Here is a 17,919-nt window from a genome sequence, read left to right on the forward strand (position 1 = left end):
CAGAATCTCCTTATTGGTGGTGCTCATATCAGGTTCAGGGTAGCATGTTTCTATCTTATGATTCGTTAGCTATTTGGAGTTTTATCATGCCGCCTCGCCGCTATAACCCTGACTCCCGACGTGACGCGCTGTTGGAACGCATCAACCTCGATATTCCCGCCTCTGTTGCTCAAGCACTGCGTGAAGATTTAGGTGGCGAAGTTGATGCCCGGAACGATATCACCGCACAGCTTTTGCCAGAGGATATGCGCTCTCACGCTATCGTGATCACCCGCGAAGATGGCGTTTTTTGTGGGAAACGTTGGGTGGAAGAGGTCTTTATTCAACTTGCTGGCGATGATGTGAAGATCACCTGGCACATTGAAGATGGCGACAGCATTAAAGCGAATCAGCCATTGTTTGAACTGGATGGTCCCTCCCGCGTATTACTCACCGGCGAACGTACCGCGCTTAATTTTGTGCAGACGCTTTCGGGTGTGGCGAGCGAGGTGCGTAAATACGTCGACCTGCTGGCGGGGACAAAAACCCAGTTGCTGGATACGCGTAAAACCCTGCCAGGACTGCGTACCGCGCTGAAATATGCCGTATTATGCGGCGGCGGTGCGAATCACCGTCTGGGGCTTTCTGACGCCTTCCTGATTAAAGAAAACCACATTATTGCTTCCGGTTCGGTGCGTCAAGCCGTTGAAAAAGCCTTCTGGCTGCACCCGGACGTTCCGGTAGAGGTTGAAGTGGAAAGTCTTGATGAACTGGACGACGCGCTGAAGGCCGGGGCGGACATCATCATGCTCGATAATTTCGAAACCGACCAAATGCGCGAAGCGGTAAAACGCACCAACGGCCAGGCGCGTCTGGAGGTTTCAGGGAATGTCACCCATGAAACGCTGCGCGAATTTGCTGAAACCGGCGTGGATTTCATCTCTGTAGGCGCGCTGACCAAGCACGTGCGTGCGCTCGATCTCTCCATGCGTTTTCGTTAGTTGCTGAATGTATTGCCCGATGGCACTTCGCTTATCGGGTCTTCAGCCTGATCCCTCTCGACGGCTATCCGGCGTTTTCTTCGAGCCCCTTCGCAAGAACATTGTTTGATCCTGTAAGCGCAATAAAATCCTCCGAACCAGCCTTCCCGTTCTGTTTTTTGCCCCTCGCCTAAGCGACCTCCTGTTTGCCACAGTAGCGCCAGCTAACTCAAGGAGCGAACAATGGACAAGCAACGAGGCTTCACACTTATCGAATTAATGGTGGTCATTGGCATCATTGCCATTCTCAGCGCCATAGGGATTCCGGCTTATCAAAACTATCTGCGCAAGGCAGCACTGACAGACATGCTGCAGACTTTTGTCCCCTATCGCACGGCGGTCGAGCTCTGCGCGCTGGAGCATGGTGGCACAGCCACCTGCGATGCCGGGACCAACGGAATTCCCTCTCCTGCCACCACTCGCTATGTCTCCGGCATGAGCGTCGAAAAAGGCATCGTCAACCTCACCGGGCAGGAAAGCCTCAACGGTTTGAGCGTGACCATGACGCCAAACTGGGACAATGCCAACGGCATTACCGGCTGGATCCGTAGCTGTAACATCCAAAATGACAGTGCTTTGCAGCAGGCCTGTGAAGACGTTTTCCGCTTTGATGCCAACTAAGGAACAGAGATGAATACCACACAACTTACTGCGCTGTGCCAACGTCATCAGGGAATATTATTGGATGCCGACAATGAAGTGGTCCATATCGCCGTTGTGGATGCCCCTTCTCACGAACTGCTGGATGCGCTGCATTTTGCCACCACCAGACGCATCGATATCGTGTGCTGGACTCGTCAGCAAATGGAAGGACATGCACACAAACCACGGCAAATGCTGCCAGCTGTCATCCCTGAAGGCAGTGCGACCGCAGCAGAACTACTGACGCAGACGTTGCAATCCGCCCTGACTAAACGTGCGTCTGATATTCACATTGAGCCTGCGCAAAATCGCTATCGGATACGACTACGCGTAGACGGCGTACTGCACACGTTGCCGGAGGTGCTGACGGATATGGGGATTGCCTTCACCGCAAGGTTGAAAGTGCTGGCCAGTCTGGACATTGCCGAGCACCGGCTACCACAGGATGGACAGTTTACCGTTGAAATATCAGGCGCCCCCATCTCGTTTCGCATTGCAACACTCCCCTGTCGCTACGGAGAGAAAGTCGTGTTACGCCTGCTGCATCAGGTTGAGCAGGCGCTGGAAATTAACGCGCTGGGCATGCAAGACGCGCAGCTGGCCGCTTTTTCGCAAGCCTTGCAGCAGCCTCAGGGGCTGATTCTGGTAACCGGTCCTACCGGGAGCGGAAAAACGGTCACGCTTTACAGCGCGCTTCAAACCCGAAATACCCCGGATGTGAACCTGTGTAGCGTAGAAGATCCGGTAGAGATCCCGATTGAAGGGTTAAACCAAACGCAAATTAACCCGCGTGCTGGCCTGACTTTTCAGGGCGTATTACGCGCACTGCTGCGACAGGATCCCGACATTATCATGGTGGGTGAAATCCGCGACGGCGAAACGGCAGAAATCGCTCTTAAAGCCGCGCAAACCGGTCACCTGGTTCTTTCCACGCTGCATACCAATTCAACCAGTGAAACGCTGATACGCCTGCAACAAATGGGCGTCGCCCGTTGGATGATCGCCTCCGCGCTGACGCTGGTGATTGCCCAGCGATTAGTCAGAAAGCTGTGCCCCCATTGTCGGCAACGTCTTGATGTCCCAGTCACTCTGCCGCCATCGCTATGGCCCACGCCGCTCCCGCGTTGGCAGGCGTCAGGCTGCGAACACTGCTATCAGGGATATTATGGCCGTACGGCGTTGTTTGAAGTTCTGCCCGTCACGCCCGCATTACGCCAGCTTATTGCCAGTGGTACCACTGCTGACGTGGTGGAGTCCGATGCCCAGCAGGCGGGGATGCACTCACTTTTCGAGAGCGGATATCTGGCGGTCGAACGCGGGTTAACGACATTTGAAGAGCTTATCCGCGTGCTGGGAATACCTCATGTCCACTAAGCAACTCTGGCGATGGCAAGGCATAAACTGTCAGGGCCAGCCAGCGGAAGGGGTGCTATGGGCAGACGATCGACCTTCACTGGTCTTTGCTCTGCAACAACTGCACGTTACGCCAATTCGCACTAAGCGTATGCGTGTTAAAACCTCGCACTGGAGTAGAGAGCGATGTATCGAAGTCATACACCAGTTGGCCACATTGCTTAAAGCAGGGTTGACACTTTCCGACGGATTAGCCCTGCTTGCCGAACAGCATCCCAGCAGCCAGTGGCAGGCGCTGCTGCGCACGCTGGCTTACGATATGGAACAGGGCATTTCACTTTCCACCTCACTGTCACGTTGGCAACACATTTTTCCGCCGCTTTACCAGGCAATGATCCGCACCGGAGAGCTAACCGGTAAACTGGATGTCTGCTGTTTTGAACTGGCCGGCCAGCAGAAAGAACAGCAGCACCTTACGGATAAAGTTAAAAAAGCGCTGCGTTACCCGGTAATTATCCTCACCATGGCGGTGATGGTCGTCTTCGCGATGCTGCACTTTGTACTGCCTGAATTTGCCGCCATCTATCGTACGTTCAACACCCCGCTCCCGACGTTAACGCAGGGGATTATGACCGTTGCCTATTACAGCAGTCGATGGGGATGGCTGATGGGATTACTCGGCCTGATACTGGGTGGAACATATGGTCTGATAAAGCAAAAACCATCCTGGCTTATTCTGCGTCAGCGGCTTTTGTTACGTTGCCCTGTTATAGGGCCGCTGATCAGGGGCCAAAAACTCACGCAGATCTTCACCGTCCTGGCGTTGACGCAAAGTGCAGGTATCCCCTTTCTACAAGGTCTGGAGAGCGTAGTTGAAACGCTCTCCTGCCCTTTCTGGTCACAACGATTAACCCAAGTACACCACGACATCAGTGCCGGAAAGCCTGTCTGGCAGGCGCTGCAAAATGCCGAAGAATTTAGTCCATTGTGTTTACAGCTGGTGAGAACCGGTGAAGCCTCCGGCTCGCTGGATGCGATGCTGCATAATCTTGCCCGACATCATAGCGAAAACACGATGTCTCAGGCCGAGAATCTGGCTGCGCTACTTGAGCCTGCATTACTTGTAATTACGGGGTTAATTATCGGAACGCTGGTGGTTGCGATGTACTTACCGATTTTTCATCTGGGGGATGCGATGAGCGGAATGGGATAAAGCTGGCGCATTATGCTGCGCCAGCTAACGTGTTACAGGCTATTGAAAACGCGGTTTTCTTGTTCCTGTACTCGAATAAAGGTTGTGCGCTTGGTCAACTCTTTCAAACGAGATGCACCCACGTAGGTGCAGGCGGAACGCAGACCGCCGAGGATATCGCGTGCGGTATAGTCAACCGGACCACGCAATGGAAGCTTAACGGTCTTACCTTCCGCAGCGCGGTATTGAGCAACACCACCAACGTGACGCGTCATAGCGGATTCAGAACTCATTCCGTAGAACAGCATGAATTTCTCGCCGTTCTCCTCAACCACTTTACCGCCGCTTTCTTCATGACCGGCCAGCATACCGCCGAGCATGACAAAGTCCGCACCGCCGCCAAATGCTTTTGCTACGTCACCCGGCATTGTGCAGCCACCATCGCTGACAATCATACCGCCCAGACCGTGTGCGGCATCAGCACATTCGATAACCGCAGAAAGCTGCGGATAGCCAACGCCAGTTTTTACACGCGTGGTACAAACAGAACCCGGACCAATACCTACTTTGACGATATCTGCACCAGAAAGCACCAGCTCTTCACACATTTCACCGGTAACCACGTTACCCGCGCAGATTGTTTTCGTCGGCCATGCTTCGCGCGCTTTCGACACAAACTGAACGAAATGTTCTGAGTAACCATTCGCCACATCAATGCAAATGAAGTTCAGCGCAGGATTCAGCGCCAGAATCTGTTTAGTTTTTTCGAAATCGGTGTCAGACGTCCCGGTAGAAACCATCACGTGTTTGAGTACATCGGCAGATGCATTCGCAATGAAAGCAGACCAGTCTTCAACAGAATAGTGTTTATGCACAGCAGTCAGGATATCGAAAGAGGCAAGCGCTGTTGCCATAGCAAACGTCCCGACGGTGTCCATATTTGCGGCGATGATTGGCACGCCGGACCATGTCTGACCTGAATGTTTAAAGGTAAATTGACGTTCCAGCTCAACATCGGAACGGCTTTTGAGAGTAGAACGCTTAGGGCGGATAAGAACGTCTTTGAAACCTAACTTCAGATCTTCTTCGATACGCATGTGCGGATTCCTGGGGTTAATGGCGAAAAATCGAAACTCACAACTCCAGTGACGCTATCATACGCACTAATCAATACCGCGCAAGACTGCGAAATTCTCTTTTTTTACGCTACAATCCCATAAATTTACCTGGTGCATTGTAGGTTAATCCTGCAGCCGCCTCACCTTCGCATGCTTAACTTTTAACTGTTTGATAATCAAACTTAAACTCCAGGATCCGAGTCTATGAGGTATACGGTAGCCTTAACTGGCGGCATTGGCAGCGGTAAAAGTACCGTTGCAAATGCATTCGCTGACCTCGGAATAAACGTGATTGACGCCGATATTATTGCGCGTCAGGTCGTTGAGCCCGGTACACCTGCCCTTAACGCGATTGTCGAACATTTTGGTAGTGAACTCATCGCCGCAGATGGAACGTTACAACGGCGAATTTTACGCGAACGTATTTTTTCTCATCCTGATGAAAAATCTTGGCTAAACGCCCTGCTTCATCCACTTATTCAACAGGAAACTCAGCGCCAGTTTCAGCAAGCGACGTCCCCTTATTTGTTATGGGTCGTCCCGCTGCTCGTTGAAAACTCGCTGTACAAAAAGGCCAATCGCGTACTCGTGGTCGATGTTACTCCCGAGACCCAGCTCAGACGAACCATGCAGCGTGATGATGTCACACGCGAACATGTTGAACAAATTTTGGCTGCCCAGGCAACACGTGAAGCGCGTCTTGCCGTGGCAGACGATGTTATTGATAATAATGGCGCACCGGATGCCATCGCCTCGGATGTCGCCCGCCTGCACGCGCGTTATTTGCACTGCGCGTCGCAGTTTGTCTCACAGGAAAAACCGTAATGCACACCCAGGTCCTTTTTGAACACCCTCTCAATGAGAAGATGCGCACATGGCTGCGCATTGAGTTTCTGACCCAGCAACTCTCCGTTAACTTACCCGTTGCCGATTATGCAGGCGCATTGCATTTTTTTAGAAATATTGGGGATTTACTGGATGTATTTGAACGTGGTGAAGTACGCACCGAACTCCTCAAAGAGTTGGAACGACAACAACGTAAACTTCAGGCCTGGGTTGAAGTTCCCGGCGTCGACCAAAGCAGAATAGATGCCCTGCGCCAGCAGTTAAAAAACGCGGGCAGCATTTTAATTTCGGCGCCGCGCATTGGACAAACACTGCGTGAAGATCGCCTAATTGGCTTGGTACGCCAGCGTTTAAGTATTCCTGGTGGATGCTGCAGCTTTGATTTGCCCACTCTGCATATCTGGCTGCATCTGCCTCAGGCACAGCGCGATGTCCAGATCGAAACCTGGCTTGCCAGCCTGAATCCACTGACACAGGCACTGACGCTGGTTCTTGATTTAATCCGTAACTCTGCGCCGTTACGTAAGCAAACCAGCCTGAACGGTTTCTACCAGGACAACGGTGAAGATGCGGATTTGCTGCGTTTGCATCTGCCGCTTAATTCACAGCTCTACCCGCAGATATCGGGTCATAAGAGCCGTTTTGCCATTCGTTTTATGCCGCTGGATAGCGAAAATGGTCAGGTGCCGGAACGCCTCGATTTTGAGCTGGCATGCTGTTAAGGAGTGAATATGTCTGAACAAACCATCGTCAACTGCCCAACCTGTGGTAAGCCAGTCGTCTGGGGAGAAGTGAGCCCGTTTCGCCCATTTTGCTGTAAACGCTGTCAGTTAATCGATTTGGGCGAGTGGGCCGCAGAAGAGAAGCGTATCCCCAGCTCCGGCGATCTGTCAGAAAATGATGACTGGAGCGAAGAGCAAAAGTAATTCAGCGCAAACGTAAGGCGGGTAAGCGCAGCGCCCCCGCCCATCATGTGCCGGATAGCGGCGTTGCCTTATCCGGCCTACGAAAAACGTTACCCTACAATCAGCTTTTTGATCACCGGTTCATTGGCTGGCGGGAAATCATCAACATTCAGCGCACTCTGCGCAATCCACTGAGCGGGTTGCCCCTCTTTTCCCCACGGTTCACCTTCCCAGCTTTCAACCAGCCAGAACCATAGGGTGATGTGTCGGTCCGGAAACTGATATTCCAACTTTTCGAACAGAGTACTGTGAATTGGCGTAATCCCCACCTCTTCCTGTAACTCTCGAACCAGCGCCTGCTCTGGGGTTTCGCCAGCTTCAATTTTGCCACCGGGGAATTCCAGCTTATTCGCCATATGGGCGTCCGCAGCGCGCTGAGTAATAAAAATTTCGTTCTGCTGATTACGAATAATCCCGACGGCGATTTGCAGTATTTTCATTTTTATCGTCCATAAAAAAGGCGCAGAATTCTGCGCCTTTTCAGTAAGTTATTTTTTAGCTCAGACGGCCATGACACTGTTTGTATTTTTTACCGGAACCGCAAGGGCACGGATCGTTACGACCCACTTTACGATCGCCGGTCTGCGCGGCCAGCTCTTCTGCCACGGCAGATTCGTCATCTTTATGGCTCAATTGCTGCATCTGCGCTAAACGTTCAGCTTCTTCGCGACGCTGCTGCTCCATTGCTTCGACTTCTTCAGGCATACGCACCTGAACTTTGCTCAGGGTGCTGATCACTTCATATTTCAGTGATTCCAGCATCGAAGCGAACATAGAGAAGGACTCGCGTTTGTATTCCTGCTTCGGATCTTTCTGCGCATAACCACGCAGGTGAATACCCTGGCGCAGATAATCCATCGCCGCCAGATGCTCTTTCCACAGGGAGTCGAGAGTTTGCAGCATCACGCCTTTTTCGAAGTGGCGCATCATTTCTGCACCCACAACCTCTTCTTTACGCTGATACACTTCAATGGCATTAGCCAGAATACGCTCACGCAGCGTCTCTTCATGCAGCTCAGGTTCTTTGTCCAGCCACTCTGAAATCGGCATGTCGAGATCGAAGTCGTTTTTCAAACGTTCCTGCAAGCCAGGAATATCCCACATTTCTTCCAGCGACTGAGGCGGAATATAGGCATCAATAGTTGCTTTGAAGACATCCTCGCGGATGCTGTTGATGGTTTCGCTAACGTCAGACACGTCCAGCAGTTCGTTACGCTGACTGTAGATTGCGCGACGCTGATCGTTGGCAACGTCATCGTATTCCAGCAGCTGCTTACGAATATCGAAGTTGCGACTTTCTACTTTACGCTGCGCGTTGGCAATCGCTTTAGTGACCCATGGATGCTCGATCGCTTCGCCCGGCTTCATACCCAGTTTACGCATCATGCCAGATACGCGGTCAGAGGCAAAAATGCGCATCAACGCATCTTCCATCGACAGATAGAAACGAGAAGAACCCGCATCACCCTGACGACCGGAACGACCGCGCAGCTGGTTATCGATACGACGAGATTCGTGACGTTCGGTACCAATGATGTGTAAACCACCGGAGGCTAATACCGCGTCGTGACGCACCTGCCAGTCAGCTTTAATCTGCGCGATTTGTTCTTCTGTCGGGTTTTCCAGCTCGGCAACTTCTGCCTGCCAGCTACCGCCCAGCACGATATCCGTACCACGACCCGCCATGTTAGTTGCGATGGTCACGGCTGACGGATAACCCGCCTGTGCGACGATCGCCGCTTCGTTAGCGTGGAACTTGGCGTTCAGAACGTTGTGTTTGATACCTGCTTTGGTCAGTTCGTTAGAGACCACTTCAGATTTCTCAATGGAGATAGTCCCTACCAGTACCGGCTGACCGTTAGCGGTACGTTCTTTAATATCTTCAATGATCGCCTGAATTTTTTCCGCTTCGGTCATGTACACCAGATCCGGCAAATCCTTACGGATCATCGGACGGTTGGTCGGGACGACTACGGTATCCAGTTTGTAGATAGAGCTAAATTCAAACGCTTCCGTATCTGCTGTACCGGTCATACCGGCCAGTTTTTCGTACAAACGGAAGTAGTTCTGGAAGGTGATAGATGCCAGCGTCTGGTTTTCGTTCTGGATATCCACGCCTTCTTTCGCTTCAACAGCCTGGTGCAGACCATCGGACCAGCGACGCCCCTGCATGGTACGTCCTGTGTGTTCGTCGACGATAATAACTTCACCGTCTTTCACAATGTAATCGACATCGCGGGTGAACAGAACGTGCGCGCGCAGTGCGGCAGTCACGTGATGCATCAGCATGATGTTGCCCGGAGAGTACAGTGACTCGCCTTCATCCATAATGCCTTCATTTACCAGCAGTTCTTCAATCAGTACCAGACCACGTTCGGTCAGGTTCACCTGACGCGCTTTCTCATCAACAGAGAAGTGGCCTTCGCCCTGGAAGGAGTCAGAATCTTCTTTTTCCTGGCGCACCAGATGCGGGATGATTTTGTTCACTTTCTTATACATTTCCGAGCTGTCTTCAGCCGGGCCGGAAATGATCAGCGGCGTACGCGCTTCATCGATCAGGATGGAGTCGACTTCATCGACCAGCGCATAGTGCAGTTTACGCTGAACGCGCTCTTCTGGACTAAACGCCATGTTGTCACGCAGGTAGTCAAAACCGTATTCGTTGTTGGTACCGTAGGTGATATCGGCGGCATAGGCTTCACGCTTAGCTGGTGCCGGCAGGCCAGACATGTTGATACCCACGGTCATACCGAGGAATTCAAACAGCGGACGGTTATTTTCGGCATCACGCTGTGCCAGATAGTCGTTGACGGTAACCACGTGTACGCCTTTGCCGCTTAATGCGTTCAGGTAAGCAGGCAGCGTTGCAGTCAGGGTTTTACCTTCACCGGTACGCATCTCTGCGATGCAGCGCTCGTTGAGCACCATACCGCCCAGCAGCTGCACGTCGAAGTGGCGCATGCCAAACACGCGTTTACTCGCTTCACGTACCACCGCGAACGCTTCAGGGATCAGGCTCTCAACGGTCGCGCCTTTTTCCAGGCGCGCACGGAACTCAGTGGTCTTCGCCTTCAGTTCGTCATCGGAGAGTTTTTCCATCGCCGGTTCCATGGCATTGATGACATTGACCACTTTACGCATACGACGCAGCGTACGTTCGTTACGGCTACCGAATACTTTCGTTAATAATTTGATTAGCATAATAAAATCTCAAACGCCCCGCAGCGCGGAGTCAAAATTTATAAGTTGGAAGGTTCTTTTTTTAGCTGAGGCGTTGAGGGCCAGCGCGGATCCCCTGCAGCTGGCTTATCCAGACAGGAATGCTAAACGCGGCTTGAGAGGTAAAATGTGCATACGTTACACGACTTGCGATCGCAGGCGGATTGCCTTCCTGCGTCAGCATCGCGCTGAGCGTATTCAGTAAAGCAAGATGATGCGCCTGGTTCGGCAACGGCTCTTCGGCAACGGGTAGCGCCTGAGGAGCCATGGCAAAGGAGAGATGACGAATAACCGTACGAATAGCATGCTGATGCCAGTAATCGACGGTAAAATTTGGGCGGCGATTGGTCGCCTCCAGCAGAGCCAACTGGCTAAAGTTTACCTTAGCAGATTGATCGTGATTGCTGGCGGTTGCCTTTGCGGGGGTATTTGGCTCAGCGGCATTACCGATCGCGGGCAGGCCAAAACTCGCCGCGACCATCCCCAATAAGAGATGCGGCCAGAAGTACCGTCTGCCTAACTGTCGCCAGCGCGTCAGTATTCCACTCACGTTTTTGCCACCTGATATACCCTGCGTTTGGGGTTACGAATGCAAAACATTTTTTTGCGCACAAATCTTATCATTAAAGCGACCACTCCACAGCAGTAATGACAACCCGCCATGGGAATATATGCTCAAGAAAGCAGCGATCGCACACTATTTTAACGTAGCGACAGAGAAAAGTTTGCGTTGGGAAAGGCTGCATTGATGAGTACATAAAAAAAACGACTGGCTCACCTGGCCGGAGAGAGTGCCAGATTTACCAGTCGAATTTATGCGACAACGAGTGTCGTTACGCCAGTACGGTCGAAGGTGCTTTGAATGCCAGCGGCAGTTCTGCATCGTCCTGGAAGGTCACAAATTCCCAAGCTTCCTGTTTTGCCAGGACAGCCTGCAACAATTTGTTATTTAATGCATGACCGGATTTGTACGCGGTGAATGCACCAATAATATTGTGACCACACATGAACAAGTCACCAATCGCGTCGAGCATTTTGTGACGAACGAATTCATCTTCAAAACGCAGGCCGTCTTCGTTCAATACGCGATAATCGTCAACAACGATGGCACAATCGAAGCTACCGCCCAAGGCCAGGCCACGGGACTGCAGATATTCGATATCACGCATGAAGCCGAAAGTACGCGCACGGCTGATCTGGCGCATGAACGCATCCGCCGAGAAGTTCATCGCATAGCGCTGGGTACTGGCATCAATCGCCGGATGGTTAAAGTCGATGGTGAAATCCAGCGAAAAACCATTGAACGGCTTGAATTCAGCCCATTTGTCGCCATCTTCGACACGAACAGTCTCTTTGATGCGTACAAATTTTTTGGCGCTGTTCAATTCTTCAATACCTGCATCAAGCAGCAGGTAAACGAACGGAGCAGCACTGCCATCCATGATCGGGATTTCCGGGGCATTAACCTCAATAACGATGTTATCGATACCTAAGCCCGCCAGAGCAGCATTAAGGTGCTCAACGGTTGAAATCCGTACATCATGCTCATTGACCAGACACGTACAGAGCATGGTATCACGCACAGATTTGGCATCGGCCGGGAAATCTACCGGAGGATTCAAGTCGGTGCGACGATAGATGACCCCGGTGTTGGCCGGCGCAGGGCGTAATGTCAGGGTGACTTTTTTGCCGGTATGCAAACCGACGCCAGTCGCCTGAACGATACGTTTAAGAGTCCTTTGTTTGATCATCGTATAATCTCGCCAAATTACCTATCCAACCGAAGTGTACTATACATTCGGTGGGCCAGTTTAGCACAAAGAGGCACAATTCCCAAATTCCAGCTAATTCTTAATCAGCTTGCTTACGCAGGAATGCGGGGATATCCAGATAATCCGGCTCTTTGGTGGTCTGCGGCGTATTGTCGTTTACCACTTTTGCTACCGGTTTCTGCTCTTGCGTCAACGGCGCCATACCGTGCTGCTGGTAACGATCCATTACCGGCTGCTGTACCTGCTTGTTGGTCACCAGGGTGATTTCCGGACGCTTGTCCATACCAATTCCAGTGGCAACCACGGTGACGCGCAGTTCGTCGTTCATATCCGGGTCCAGAGAAGTACCGATAACCACAGTCGCATTATCCGATGCAAATGCACGGATGGTGTTGCCCACAGTTTCGAACTCATCCAGACGCAGGTCGAAGCCCGCAGTGATGTTGACAAGTACGCCGCGTGCGCCAGACAGATCGATGTCTTCCAGCAGCGGAGAAGAGATAGCCATTTCAGCTGCTTCTTCTGCACGGTCTTCACCGCTCGCAACGCCAGAGCCCATCATCGCATAGCCCATTTCGGACATCACGGTGCGCACGTCTGCAAAGTCAACGTTCATCAGACCCGGACGGGTGATCAGCTCAGCGATACCCTGAACCGCGCCTTTCAGCACGTCGTTCGCTGCGCCAAACGCGTCCAGCAGGGAAATACCACGACCCAGGACTTTCAGCAGTTTGTCGTTCGGGATAGTGATCAGAGAGTCCACATGTTTGGACAGCTCGGTGATACCCTGCTCCGCGAATGCCATACGTTTTTTGCCTTCAAAGTTGAAAGGCTTAGTCACGACAGCAACGGTCAGAATACCTAAATCTTTTGCTACTTCAGCAACCACTGGCGCTGCACCGGTACCGGTACCGCCGCCCATGCCTGCTGCGATGAACACCATGTCTGCGCCGTCAAGCGCTGCACGCAGAGCTTCACGATCTTCATCAGCCGCATTGCGACCGACTTCCGGGTTTGCACCCGCGCCCAGACCTTTGGTAATGCCGCTACCAATCTGAATGGTCTGTCCAACCGCCGTTTTACGCAACGCCTGAGCGTCGGTATTCACCGCGAAGAATTCAACACCTTCGATGCGCTCGCGCACCATGTGTTCAACGGCATTACCGCCGCCGCCGCCGACGCCGATGACTTTAATCACCGCGTCGTTGGTCAGTTCCATAGGTTCAAACATAGTTTCTCTCTCCGTTGTGCCTGTCGCCTGAGACCGTAATTGTTGCCGGTCTCATAAAAATTAAAACTCTTTTCGCAGCCAGCTGTTGAGTCGTTTGATCCACGAACCAACCGATGCTGTTACACGTTTTTCAACTTCAGCCTCACCACTCAAATGGGATTCTTTCCCGTAGTGAAGCAACCCCACCGCCGTTGAATAGTACGGCTCTTGGGCATAATCTGTCAGACCGGTAATGTTAAGCGGTGCACCAATTCGCACCTGCGTGTGGAACACGCGCTGAGCGCATGCCGCAAGGCCTTCAATTTGTGCAGCGCCACCGGTTAATACAATCCCCGCCGCCAGATGATGTTTCACACCTTGCTGGCGAAGCTGTTCCTGTAATTGCAAAATCTCTTCGTTGACCAGGTTGAGCAGCTCGGTATAACGCGGCTCGATCACCTCTGCCAGTGTCTGACGTTGCAGACTACGCGGCGGACGACCGCCCACGCTTGGCACCTCAACGCTTTCATCTTTACCGACGATAGATCCCAGCGCACAGCCATGACGAACTTTGATGGCTTCGGCATCGCTAGGCGGTGTACCAAAGGCATACGCGATATCGCTGGTTACCACATTCCCTGCATAAGGGATCACTTTGGTATGGCGCAACGCCCCGCCAGTATAAACGGCGATATCCATTGTACCACCACCAATATCGACCACGCAGACACCCAGCTCACGTTCGTCTTCCGTCAACACGGAATAACTGGCTGCCAACCCGGCAAATATGAGTTGGTCAACTTTCAGACCACAACGTTCAACGGCTTTAACAATATTCTTCGCCATGTCGTTGTGGCAGGTGATCAGGTGTACTTTGGCCTGCATGCGTACACCGGAAAGCCCTACCGGATTTTTAATGCCTTCCTGGTAGTCAATGGCGTATTCCTGTGGAATGACATGCAGAACACGATGCTCATCGCGCACGCGTACGGATTTCGCCGTATGTACCACGTTTTCCACATCTTCCTGCGTCACTTCCTCTTCGGAAATGGGCACCATACCAATTTCATTCTGACAGCTAATATGTTTACCGGAAAGCGCCAGATACACCGAGGAAATCTGGCAATCTGCCATCAGCTCAGCCTGGTCAATGGCGCGCTGTACGCACTTCACCACTGACTCAAGATCATTCACCCCGCCTTTATCCATACCTCGCGATGGGCAACTGCCCACGCCAATGATATTGACCATACCGTCGGGCAGAACTTCCCCTACTAAAGCGGCTACCTTCGCGGTGCCAATCTCCAGTCCAACTACCAGTTTTCTGTCCGTCGCCTTGATCATTGTTGTTCTGCCTGTGCCTGATTCTGTTGCTGATTAGATTCCTCAGGAGGCAAGGGAACCCAGCCTACTGCCGCTCCTGAGTCATAACGCAAATCAACGTAGCTAATCCGTTTGCCATCGGTTTGCGCCTGCTGCTGTAAAACCGGGTAGAGTTCCACAAAGCGAGCCAAACGTTTTATCGTATCGCCCCTGCCCAGATTGAGCTTAATATCGTTATTCAGCGTCAACTGCCAGGAACGACGAGCGGTCATCGCCGCTTCCTTCAGGGTGAATCTATCCTTAGCCAGCACCTGCCCCATATCGCGGAACCCTTGCAGCACTTCACTTGCGCTGCCTTCCGGGCCATACAACATCGGTAATACCTGCTTGTTGGATCGACCCGTCGGTATGCTAAACGTATTTCCGTCAGCATCGACCATATGTTGATCATTCCAACGCGCTATTGGCACATATTCAACCAGATGAATCTTCAATTCATCAGGCCATTGCTTTCTGACGCTCGCCTGTTTAATCCAAGGGAGGCGTTCAATCTGGCTCTGGATGATGTTGACATCCTGAGTCATAAAGGTTCCCGGTGCGCCCAGCGCCAGGATGGACTGACGAATATCATCATTGCGCGTGTAGTGACGCTCACCGGTCAAAACCAGTTTTGACAACGGCAAACGCTGCGCATCTTCCATCCATCCCAACACTACCCAGCCGCTCACAAACACGGTGCACAGCACTGTCAGCAGGAAGATAATTCCTGCAAGACGCGTTCCATTGTTGCGGCGTGAGGAGAGAAGTTCTTCTTCATCACCGTTTCGCGTGTTCAGCGCAGCCTGCGACATATCAGTCCGCCAACTCCAGAATTCGTACCACCAACTGCGAGAAGCTCAGGCCCGCCTGACGTGCCGCCATTGGCACCAGACTGTGGCTGGTCATACCCGGAGAGGTATTCGCTTCCAGCAGATAAAACTGGTCATCGCTGTCCAGCATAACGTCGATGCGACCCCACCCCTTACAGCCCAGCACGGTCCATGCTTTCAGGACTAACGCCTGTAAAGCGGCCTCTTGTTCAACTTCCAGACCAGCAGGACAGAAATATTGTGTCTCATCAGACAGATACTTCGCCTCATAATCATAGAAGGTTCCCGCCGGTTGGATACGTATTGACGGTAAAATTTCTTCGCCAAGTATCGCAACGGTAAATTCCGGGCCACTCAGCCATTTCTCAATCAGTACTTCTTCATCATGCTGAAAAGCCAATGCTAATGCACCCTGCAAAGCATTTTCTTCTTCAACTTTTGACATTCCGACGCTGGAGCCTTCACGGCTTGGCTTCACGATCAACGGTAAGCCTAACGCAGAAATTTTCGTAACCACGTTATCGCTAAGCCCTTTTTCGAACTCAGCACGAGTCAACGCCACCCACGGCGCAACCGGTAAACCTGCACCCTGCCACAGCAATTTGCTGCGCAGTTTGTCCATTGAGATAGCGGAAGCCATCACACCACTGCCGGTATAGGGCAGGCCAATCAGATCCAACATGCCCTGCAAGGTACCATCTTCACCACCTCGGCCGTGCAGCGCAATAAACACCTTCTGAAAACCCATTGATTTCAGAAGCGTGACATCGACCTCTTTTGGATCAACCGGGTGTGCATTCACACCGCCTTCGCGTAAACCGGCCATCACCGCTGCACCTGAATTCAACGACACTTCTCGTTCTGCGGAGGTTCCCCCCAACAGGACTGCGATTTTATCAGCCATGTTGTTCTTCCTCCGGGTTTTGCGGCTTCAGTTTGATTTCAGCTAAGGAACGCGCGATTTTGCCGATATTTCCAGCACCCTGCACCAAAATCAGATCGTTGCCGGTTAAGACCGGAGCCAACATTTCTGCCACCTGGGTCGGATCGGACACCAGAATCGGGTCAATCTTACCGCGACCACGAATGGTACGGCACAGCGAACGACTGTCAGCTCCCGGGATCGGTGCTTCACCTGCGGCATACACTTCCAGCATCAGCAGCGTGTCAACCTGAGTCAGCACGTTAGCAAAGTCATCGTACAGATCGCGGGTACGCGTAAAGCGATGCGGCTGGAACAGCATCACCAAATTTTTGTCCGGCCAGCCCGCGCGTGCGGCTTTGATGGTGGCATCCACTTCCGTCGGGTGGTGACCGTAGTCATCCACCAGCATGGCGCTACCTGCTTTACCATTTACCGGTTCCAGCGGGAATTCACCGAGGAAGTCAAAACGGCGTCCAGTACCCTGGAAGCTTTCCAGCGCGCGCAGAATAGCGTCGTCTTCGATTCCCTCTTCGGTCGCTACCGCTACCGCCGCCGCCGCGTTCAGGGCATTGTGACGGCCCGGCGCGTTCAACGTCACACGCAGAGCAGCCATCCCTTGACGCAGCAGCGTGAAGTGCCCCTGTGGGCCAATCTGCAGATAATCTTCCACACGCACGTCGGCGTCATCGCTGAAACCGTAGGTTGTGGTCTGACGACCGACGCGTGGTAACAATTCGCGGATCACCGGATCGTCAACGCACATCACCGCACGACCATAAAACGGCAAGTTATGCAGGAAATTAATAAACGTCTGCTTTAAATTTTCGAAGTCGCCCTGGTAGGTATCCATATGGTCAGCTTCGATATTGGTGACAATCGCCACCATCGGCTGCAAATGCAGGAACGACGCATCGCTCTCATCCGCTTCCGCAATCAGATAGCGGCTATGGCCTAAGCGCGCATGTACGCCCGCAGCCTTCACCAGTCCGCCGTTGACAAAGGTCGGATCCAGTCCCGCTTCCGCGTAAATGCTGGAAACCATCGCGGTGGTCGTAGTTTTACCGTGCGTCCCGGCAATGGCGATGCCGTGACGAAAACGCATTAACTCAGCCAGCATCTCTGCGCGGCGAATCACCGGGATACGCGCTTCATGCGCCGCAACAATTTCCGGGTTATCCGCAGAAATGGCGCTGGACACAACAACCACACTCGCATCGCGCACGTTTTCCGGGCGATGGTTGAAGAAAATTGTCGCGCCCAGGTTGGTCAACTGCTGCGTGACCGGGTTCGGCGCTAAGTCAGAACCGCTGATCTGATAACCTTCATTGGCCAAAACTTCGGCAATACCGCCCATACCCGCACCACCGATGCCGACAAAGTGAATGTGCCGAACGCGACGCATTTCGGGCACGATGGAACGCAGTTTTGCCAATTGTTGTGTATTCATTCTTTAGCCATTAACTTCT

General features: G+C 52.4%; 17 protein-coding genes. 7 read left to right on the top strand and 10 right to left on the bottom strand.

Annotated features, from left to right (window positions below; translation table 11 throughout):
• The first annotated feature begins 86 nt into the window (after nt 1–86).
• The 4 genes from nadC to hofC all read left to right on the top strand — a co-directional run bounded on the left by nadC (nt 87) and on the right by hofC (nt 4,227).
• Nucleotides 87–980 carry a carboxylating nicotinate-nucleotide diphosphorylase gene (gene nadC, locus E4Z61_RS13045; protein ID WP_135323142.1) on the top strand — a complete coding sequence of 298 codons (894 nt, stop codon included), beginning with the start codon at nt 87–89 and terminating at the stop codon, nt 978–980.
• A 222-nt stretch (nt 981–1,202) separates the two neighbouring features.
• The gene (gene ppdD, locus E4Z61_RS13050) at nt 1,203–1,640 is read left to right on the top strand and encodes a prepilin peptidase-dependent pilin (protein ID WP_135323143.1); all 438 of its coding nucleotides are present in this window, start codon (nt 1,203–1,205) and stop codon (nt 1,638–1,640) included.
• 9 nt (nt 1,641–1,649) lie between these two features.
• Complete coding sequence (gene gspE / locus E4Z61_RS13055; RefSeq protein ID WP_135323144.1) at nt 1,650–3,035, top strand: type II secretion system protein GspE; 1,386 nt, start codon at nt 1,650–1,652, stop codon at nt 3,033–3,035.
• Nucleotides 3,025–4,227, top strand: coding sequence for a protein transport protein HofC (gene hofC / locus E4Z61_RS13060; RefSeq protein WP_135323145.1), 1,203 nt, complete (start codon nt 3,025–3,027; stop codon nt 4,225–4,227). The genes gspE and hofC overlap by 11 nt, the downstream gene beginning before the upstream one ends.
• A 32-nt stretch (nt 4,228–4,259) precedes the next feature.
• Here the strand turns inward: hofC and E4Z61_RS13065 are convergent, their stop codons facing one another.
• Nucleotides 4,260–5,303, bottom strand: a complete 1,044-nt coding sequence (locus E4Z61_RS13065; RefSeq protein WP_135323146.1) for a GMP reductase — start codon at nt 5,301–5,303, stop codon at nt 4,260–4,262.
• Nucleotides 5,304–5,528: 225 nt separating this feature from the next.
• On the opposite strand from E4Z61_RS13065, the gene coaE reads away from it, so the two are divergent.
• From coaE to yacG, 3 genes are read left to right on the top strand one after another with little or no spacing between them, the layout of a single operon-like run.
• The gene (coaE, locus tag E4Z61_RS13070; protein WP_135323147.1) at nt 5,529–6,149 is read left to right on the top strand and encodes a dephospho-CoA kinase; all 621 of its coding nucleotides are present in this window, start codon (nt 5,529–5,531) and stop codon (nt 6,147–6,149) included.
• Nucleotides 6,149–6,892 (top strand): cell division protein ZapD, encoded by a 744-nt coding sequence (zapD, locus tag E4Z61_RS13075; protein WP_135323148.1) that lies wholly within the window; start codon nt 6,149–6,151, stop codon nt 6,890–6,892. The genes coaE and zapD overlap by 1 nt, the downstream gene beginning before the upstream one ends.
• Before the next feature lie 9 nt (nt 6,893–6,901).
• Nucleotides 6,902–7,096 (top strand): DNA gyrase inhibitor YacG, encoded by a 195-nt coding sequence (gene yacG / locus E4Z61_RS13080; protein ID WP_135323149.1) that lies wholly within the window; start codon nt 6,902–6,904, stop codon nt 7,094–7,096.
• 89 nt (nt 7,097–7,185) lie between these two features.
• Here yacG and mutT read toward each other — a convergent pair whose 3' ends face one another.
• The 9 genes from mutT to murC all read right to left on the bottom strand — a co-directional run bounded on the left by mutT (nt 7,186) and on the right by murC (nt 17,900).
• Complete coding sequence (gene mutT, locus E4Z61_RS13085) at nt 7,186–7,575, bottom strand: 8-oxo-dGTP diphosphatase MutT (protein ID WP_135323150.1); 390 nt, start codon at nt 7,573–7,575, stop codon at nt 7,186–7,188.
• Nucleotides 7,576–7,630: 55 nt separating this feature from the next.
• Nucleotides 7,631–10,336: a preprotein translocase subunit SecA gene (secA, locus tag E4Z61_RS13090; protein WP_135323151.1), complete on the bottom strand. Its 2,706-nt coding sequence runs from the start codon at nt 10,334–10,336 to the stop codon at nt 7,631–7,633.
• 61 nt (nt 10,337–10,397) lie between these two features.
• The gene (gene secM, locus E4Z61_RS13095) at nt 10,398–10,904 is read right to left on the bottom strand and encodes a secA translation cis-regulator SecM (RefSeq protein WP_135323152.1); all 507 of its coding nucleotides are present in this window, start codon (nt 10,902–10,904) and stop codon (nt 10,398–10,400) included.
• 283 nt (nt 10,905–11,187) lie between these two features.
• Nucleotides 11,188–12,105, bottom strand: a complete 918-nt coding sequence (gene lpxC, locus E4Z61_RS13100; protein WP_135323153.1) for a UDP-3-O-acyl-N-acetylglucosamine deacetylase — start codon at nt 12,103–12,105, stop codon at nt 11,188–11,190.
• 100 nt (nt 12,106–12,205) lie between these two features.
• Nucleotides 12,206–13,357 (bottom strand): cell division protein FtsZ, encoded by a 1,152-nt coding sequence (ftsZ, locus tag E4Z61_RS13105; protein ID WP_003018753.1) that lies wholly within the window; start codon nt 13,355–13,357, stop codon nt 12,206–12,208.
• Nucleotides 13,358–13,417: 60 nt separating this feature from the next.
• On the bottom strand, nt 13,418–14,680 hold the full coding sequence (gene ftsA / locus E4Z61_RS13110; RefSeq protein ID WP_003018755.1) for a cell division protein FtsA: 1,263 nt from the start codon (nt 14,678–14,680) through the stop codon (nt 13,418–13,420).
• Nucleotides 14,677–15,510: a cell division protein FtsQ gene (gene ftsQ / locus E4Z61_RS13115; RefSeq protein WP_135323154.1), complete on the bottom strand. Its 834-nt coding sequence runs from the start codon at nt 15,508–15,510 to the stop codon at nt 14,677–14,679. The genes ftsA and ftsQ overlap by 4 nt, the downstream gene beginning before the upstream one ends.
• Nucleotide 15,511: 1 nt before the next feature.
• The gene (locus E4Z61_RS13120) at nt 15,512–16,432 is read right to left on the bottom strand and encodes a D-alanine--D-alanine ligase (protein WP_135323155.1); all 921 of its coding nucleotides are present in this window, start codon (nt 16,430–16,432) and stop codon (nt 15,512–15,514) included.
• Nucleotides 16,425–17,900 (bottom strand): UDP-N-acetylmuramate--L-alanine ligase, encoded by a 1,476-nt coding sequence (murC, locus tag E4Z61_RS13125; RefSeq protein ID WP_135323156.1) that lies wholly within the window; start codon nt 17,898–17,900, stop codon nt 16,425–16,427. Before murC ends, E4Z61_RS13120 begins: the two co-directional genes overlap by 8 nt.
• Nucleotides 17,901–17,919: the final 19 nt, after the last annotated feature.

The sequence above is a fragment of the Citrobacter tructae genome (genome assembly GCF_004684345.1).
Classification (GTDB): domain Bacteria; phylum Pseudomonadota; class Gammaproteobacteria; order Enterobacterales; family Enterobacteriaceae; genus Citrobacter; species Citrobacter tructae.

Coding starts and splice junctions, on each gene's coding strand:
- nadC (WP_135323142.1), top strand. CDS start 87: ATGCCGCCTCGCCGCTATAACCCTGACTCCCGACGTGACGCGCTGTTG.
- ppdD (WP_135323143.1), top strand. CDS start 1,203: ATGGACAAGCAACGAGGCTTCACACTTATCGAATTAATGGTGGTCATT.
- gspE (WP_135323144.1), top strand. CDS start 1,650: ATGAATACCACACAACTTACTGCGCTGTGCCAACGTCATCAGGGAATA.
- hofC (WP_135323145.1), top strand. CDS start 3,025: ATGTCCACTAAGCAACTCTGGCGATGGCAAGGCATAAACTGTCAGGGC.
- E4Z61_RS13065 (WP_135323146.1), bottom strand. CDS start 5,303: ATGCGTATCGAAGAAGATCTGAAGTTAGGTTTCAAAGACGTTCTTATC.
- coaE (WP_135323147.1), top strand. CDS start 5,529: ATGAGGTATACGGTAGCCTTAACTGGCGGCATTGGCAGCGGTAAAAGT.
- zapD (WP_135323148.1), top strand. CDS start 6,149: ATGCACACCCAGGTCCTTTTTGAACACCCTCTCAATGAGAAGATGCGC.
- yacG (WP_135323149.1), top strand. CDS start 6,902: ATGTCTGAACAAACCATCGTCAACTGCCCAACCTGTGGTAAGCCAGTC.
- mutT (WP_135323150.1), bottom strand. CDS start 7,575: ATGAAAATACTGCAAATCGCCGTCGGGATTATTCGTAATCAGCAGAAC.
- secA (WP_135323151.1), bottom strand. CDS start 10,336: ATGCTAATCAAATTATTAACGAAAGTATTCGGTAGCCGTAACGAACGT.
- lpxC (WP_135323153.1), bottom strand. CDS start 12,105: ATGATCAAACAAAGGACTCTTAAACGTATCGTTCAGGCGACTGGCGTC.
- ftsZ (WP_003018753.1), bottom strand. CDS start 13,357: ATGTTTGAACCTATGGAACTGACCAACGACGCGGTGATTAAAGTCATC.
- ftsA (WP_003018755.1), bottom strand. CDS start 14,680: ATGATCAAGGCGACGGACAGAAAACTGGTAGTTGGACTGGAGATTGGC.
- ftsQ (WP_135323154.1), bottom strand. CDS start 15,510: ATGTCGCAGGCTGCGCTGAACACGCGAAACGGTGATGAAGAAGAACTT.
- E4Z61_RS13120 (WP_135323155.1), bottom strand. CDS start 16,432: ATGGCTGATAAAATCGCAGTCCTGTTGGGGGGAACCTCCGCAGAACGA.
- murC (WP_135323156.1), bottom strand. CDS start 17,900: ATGAATACACAACAATTGGCAAAACTGCGTTCCATCGTGCCCGAAATG.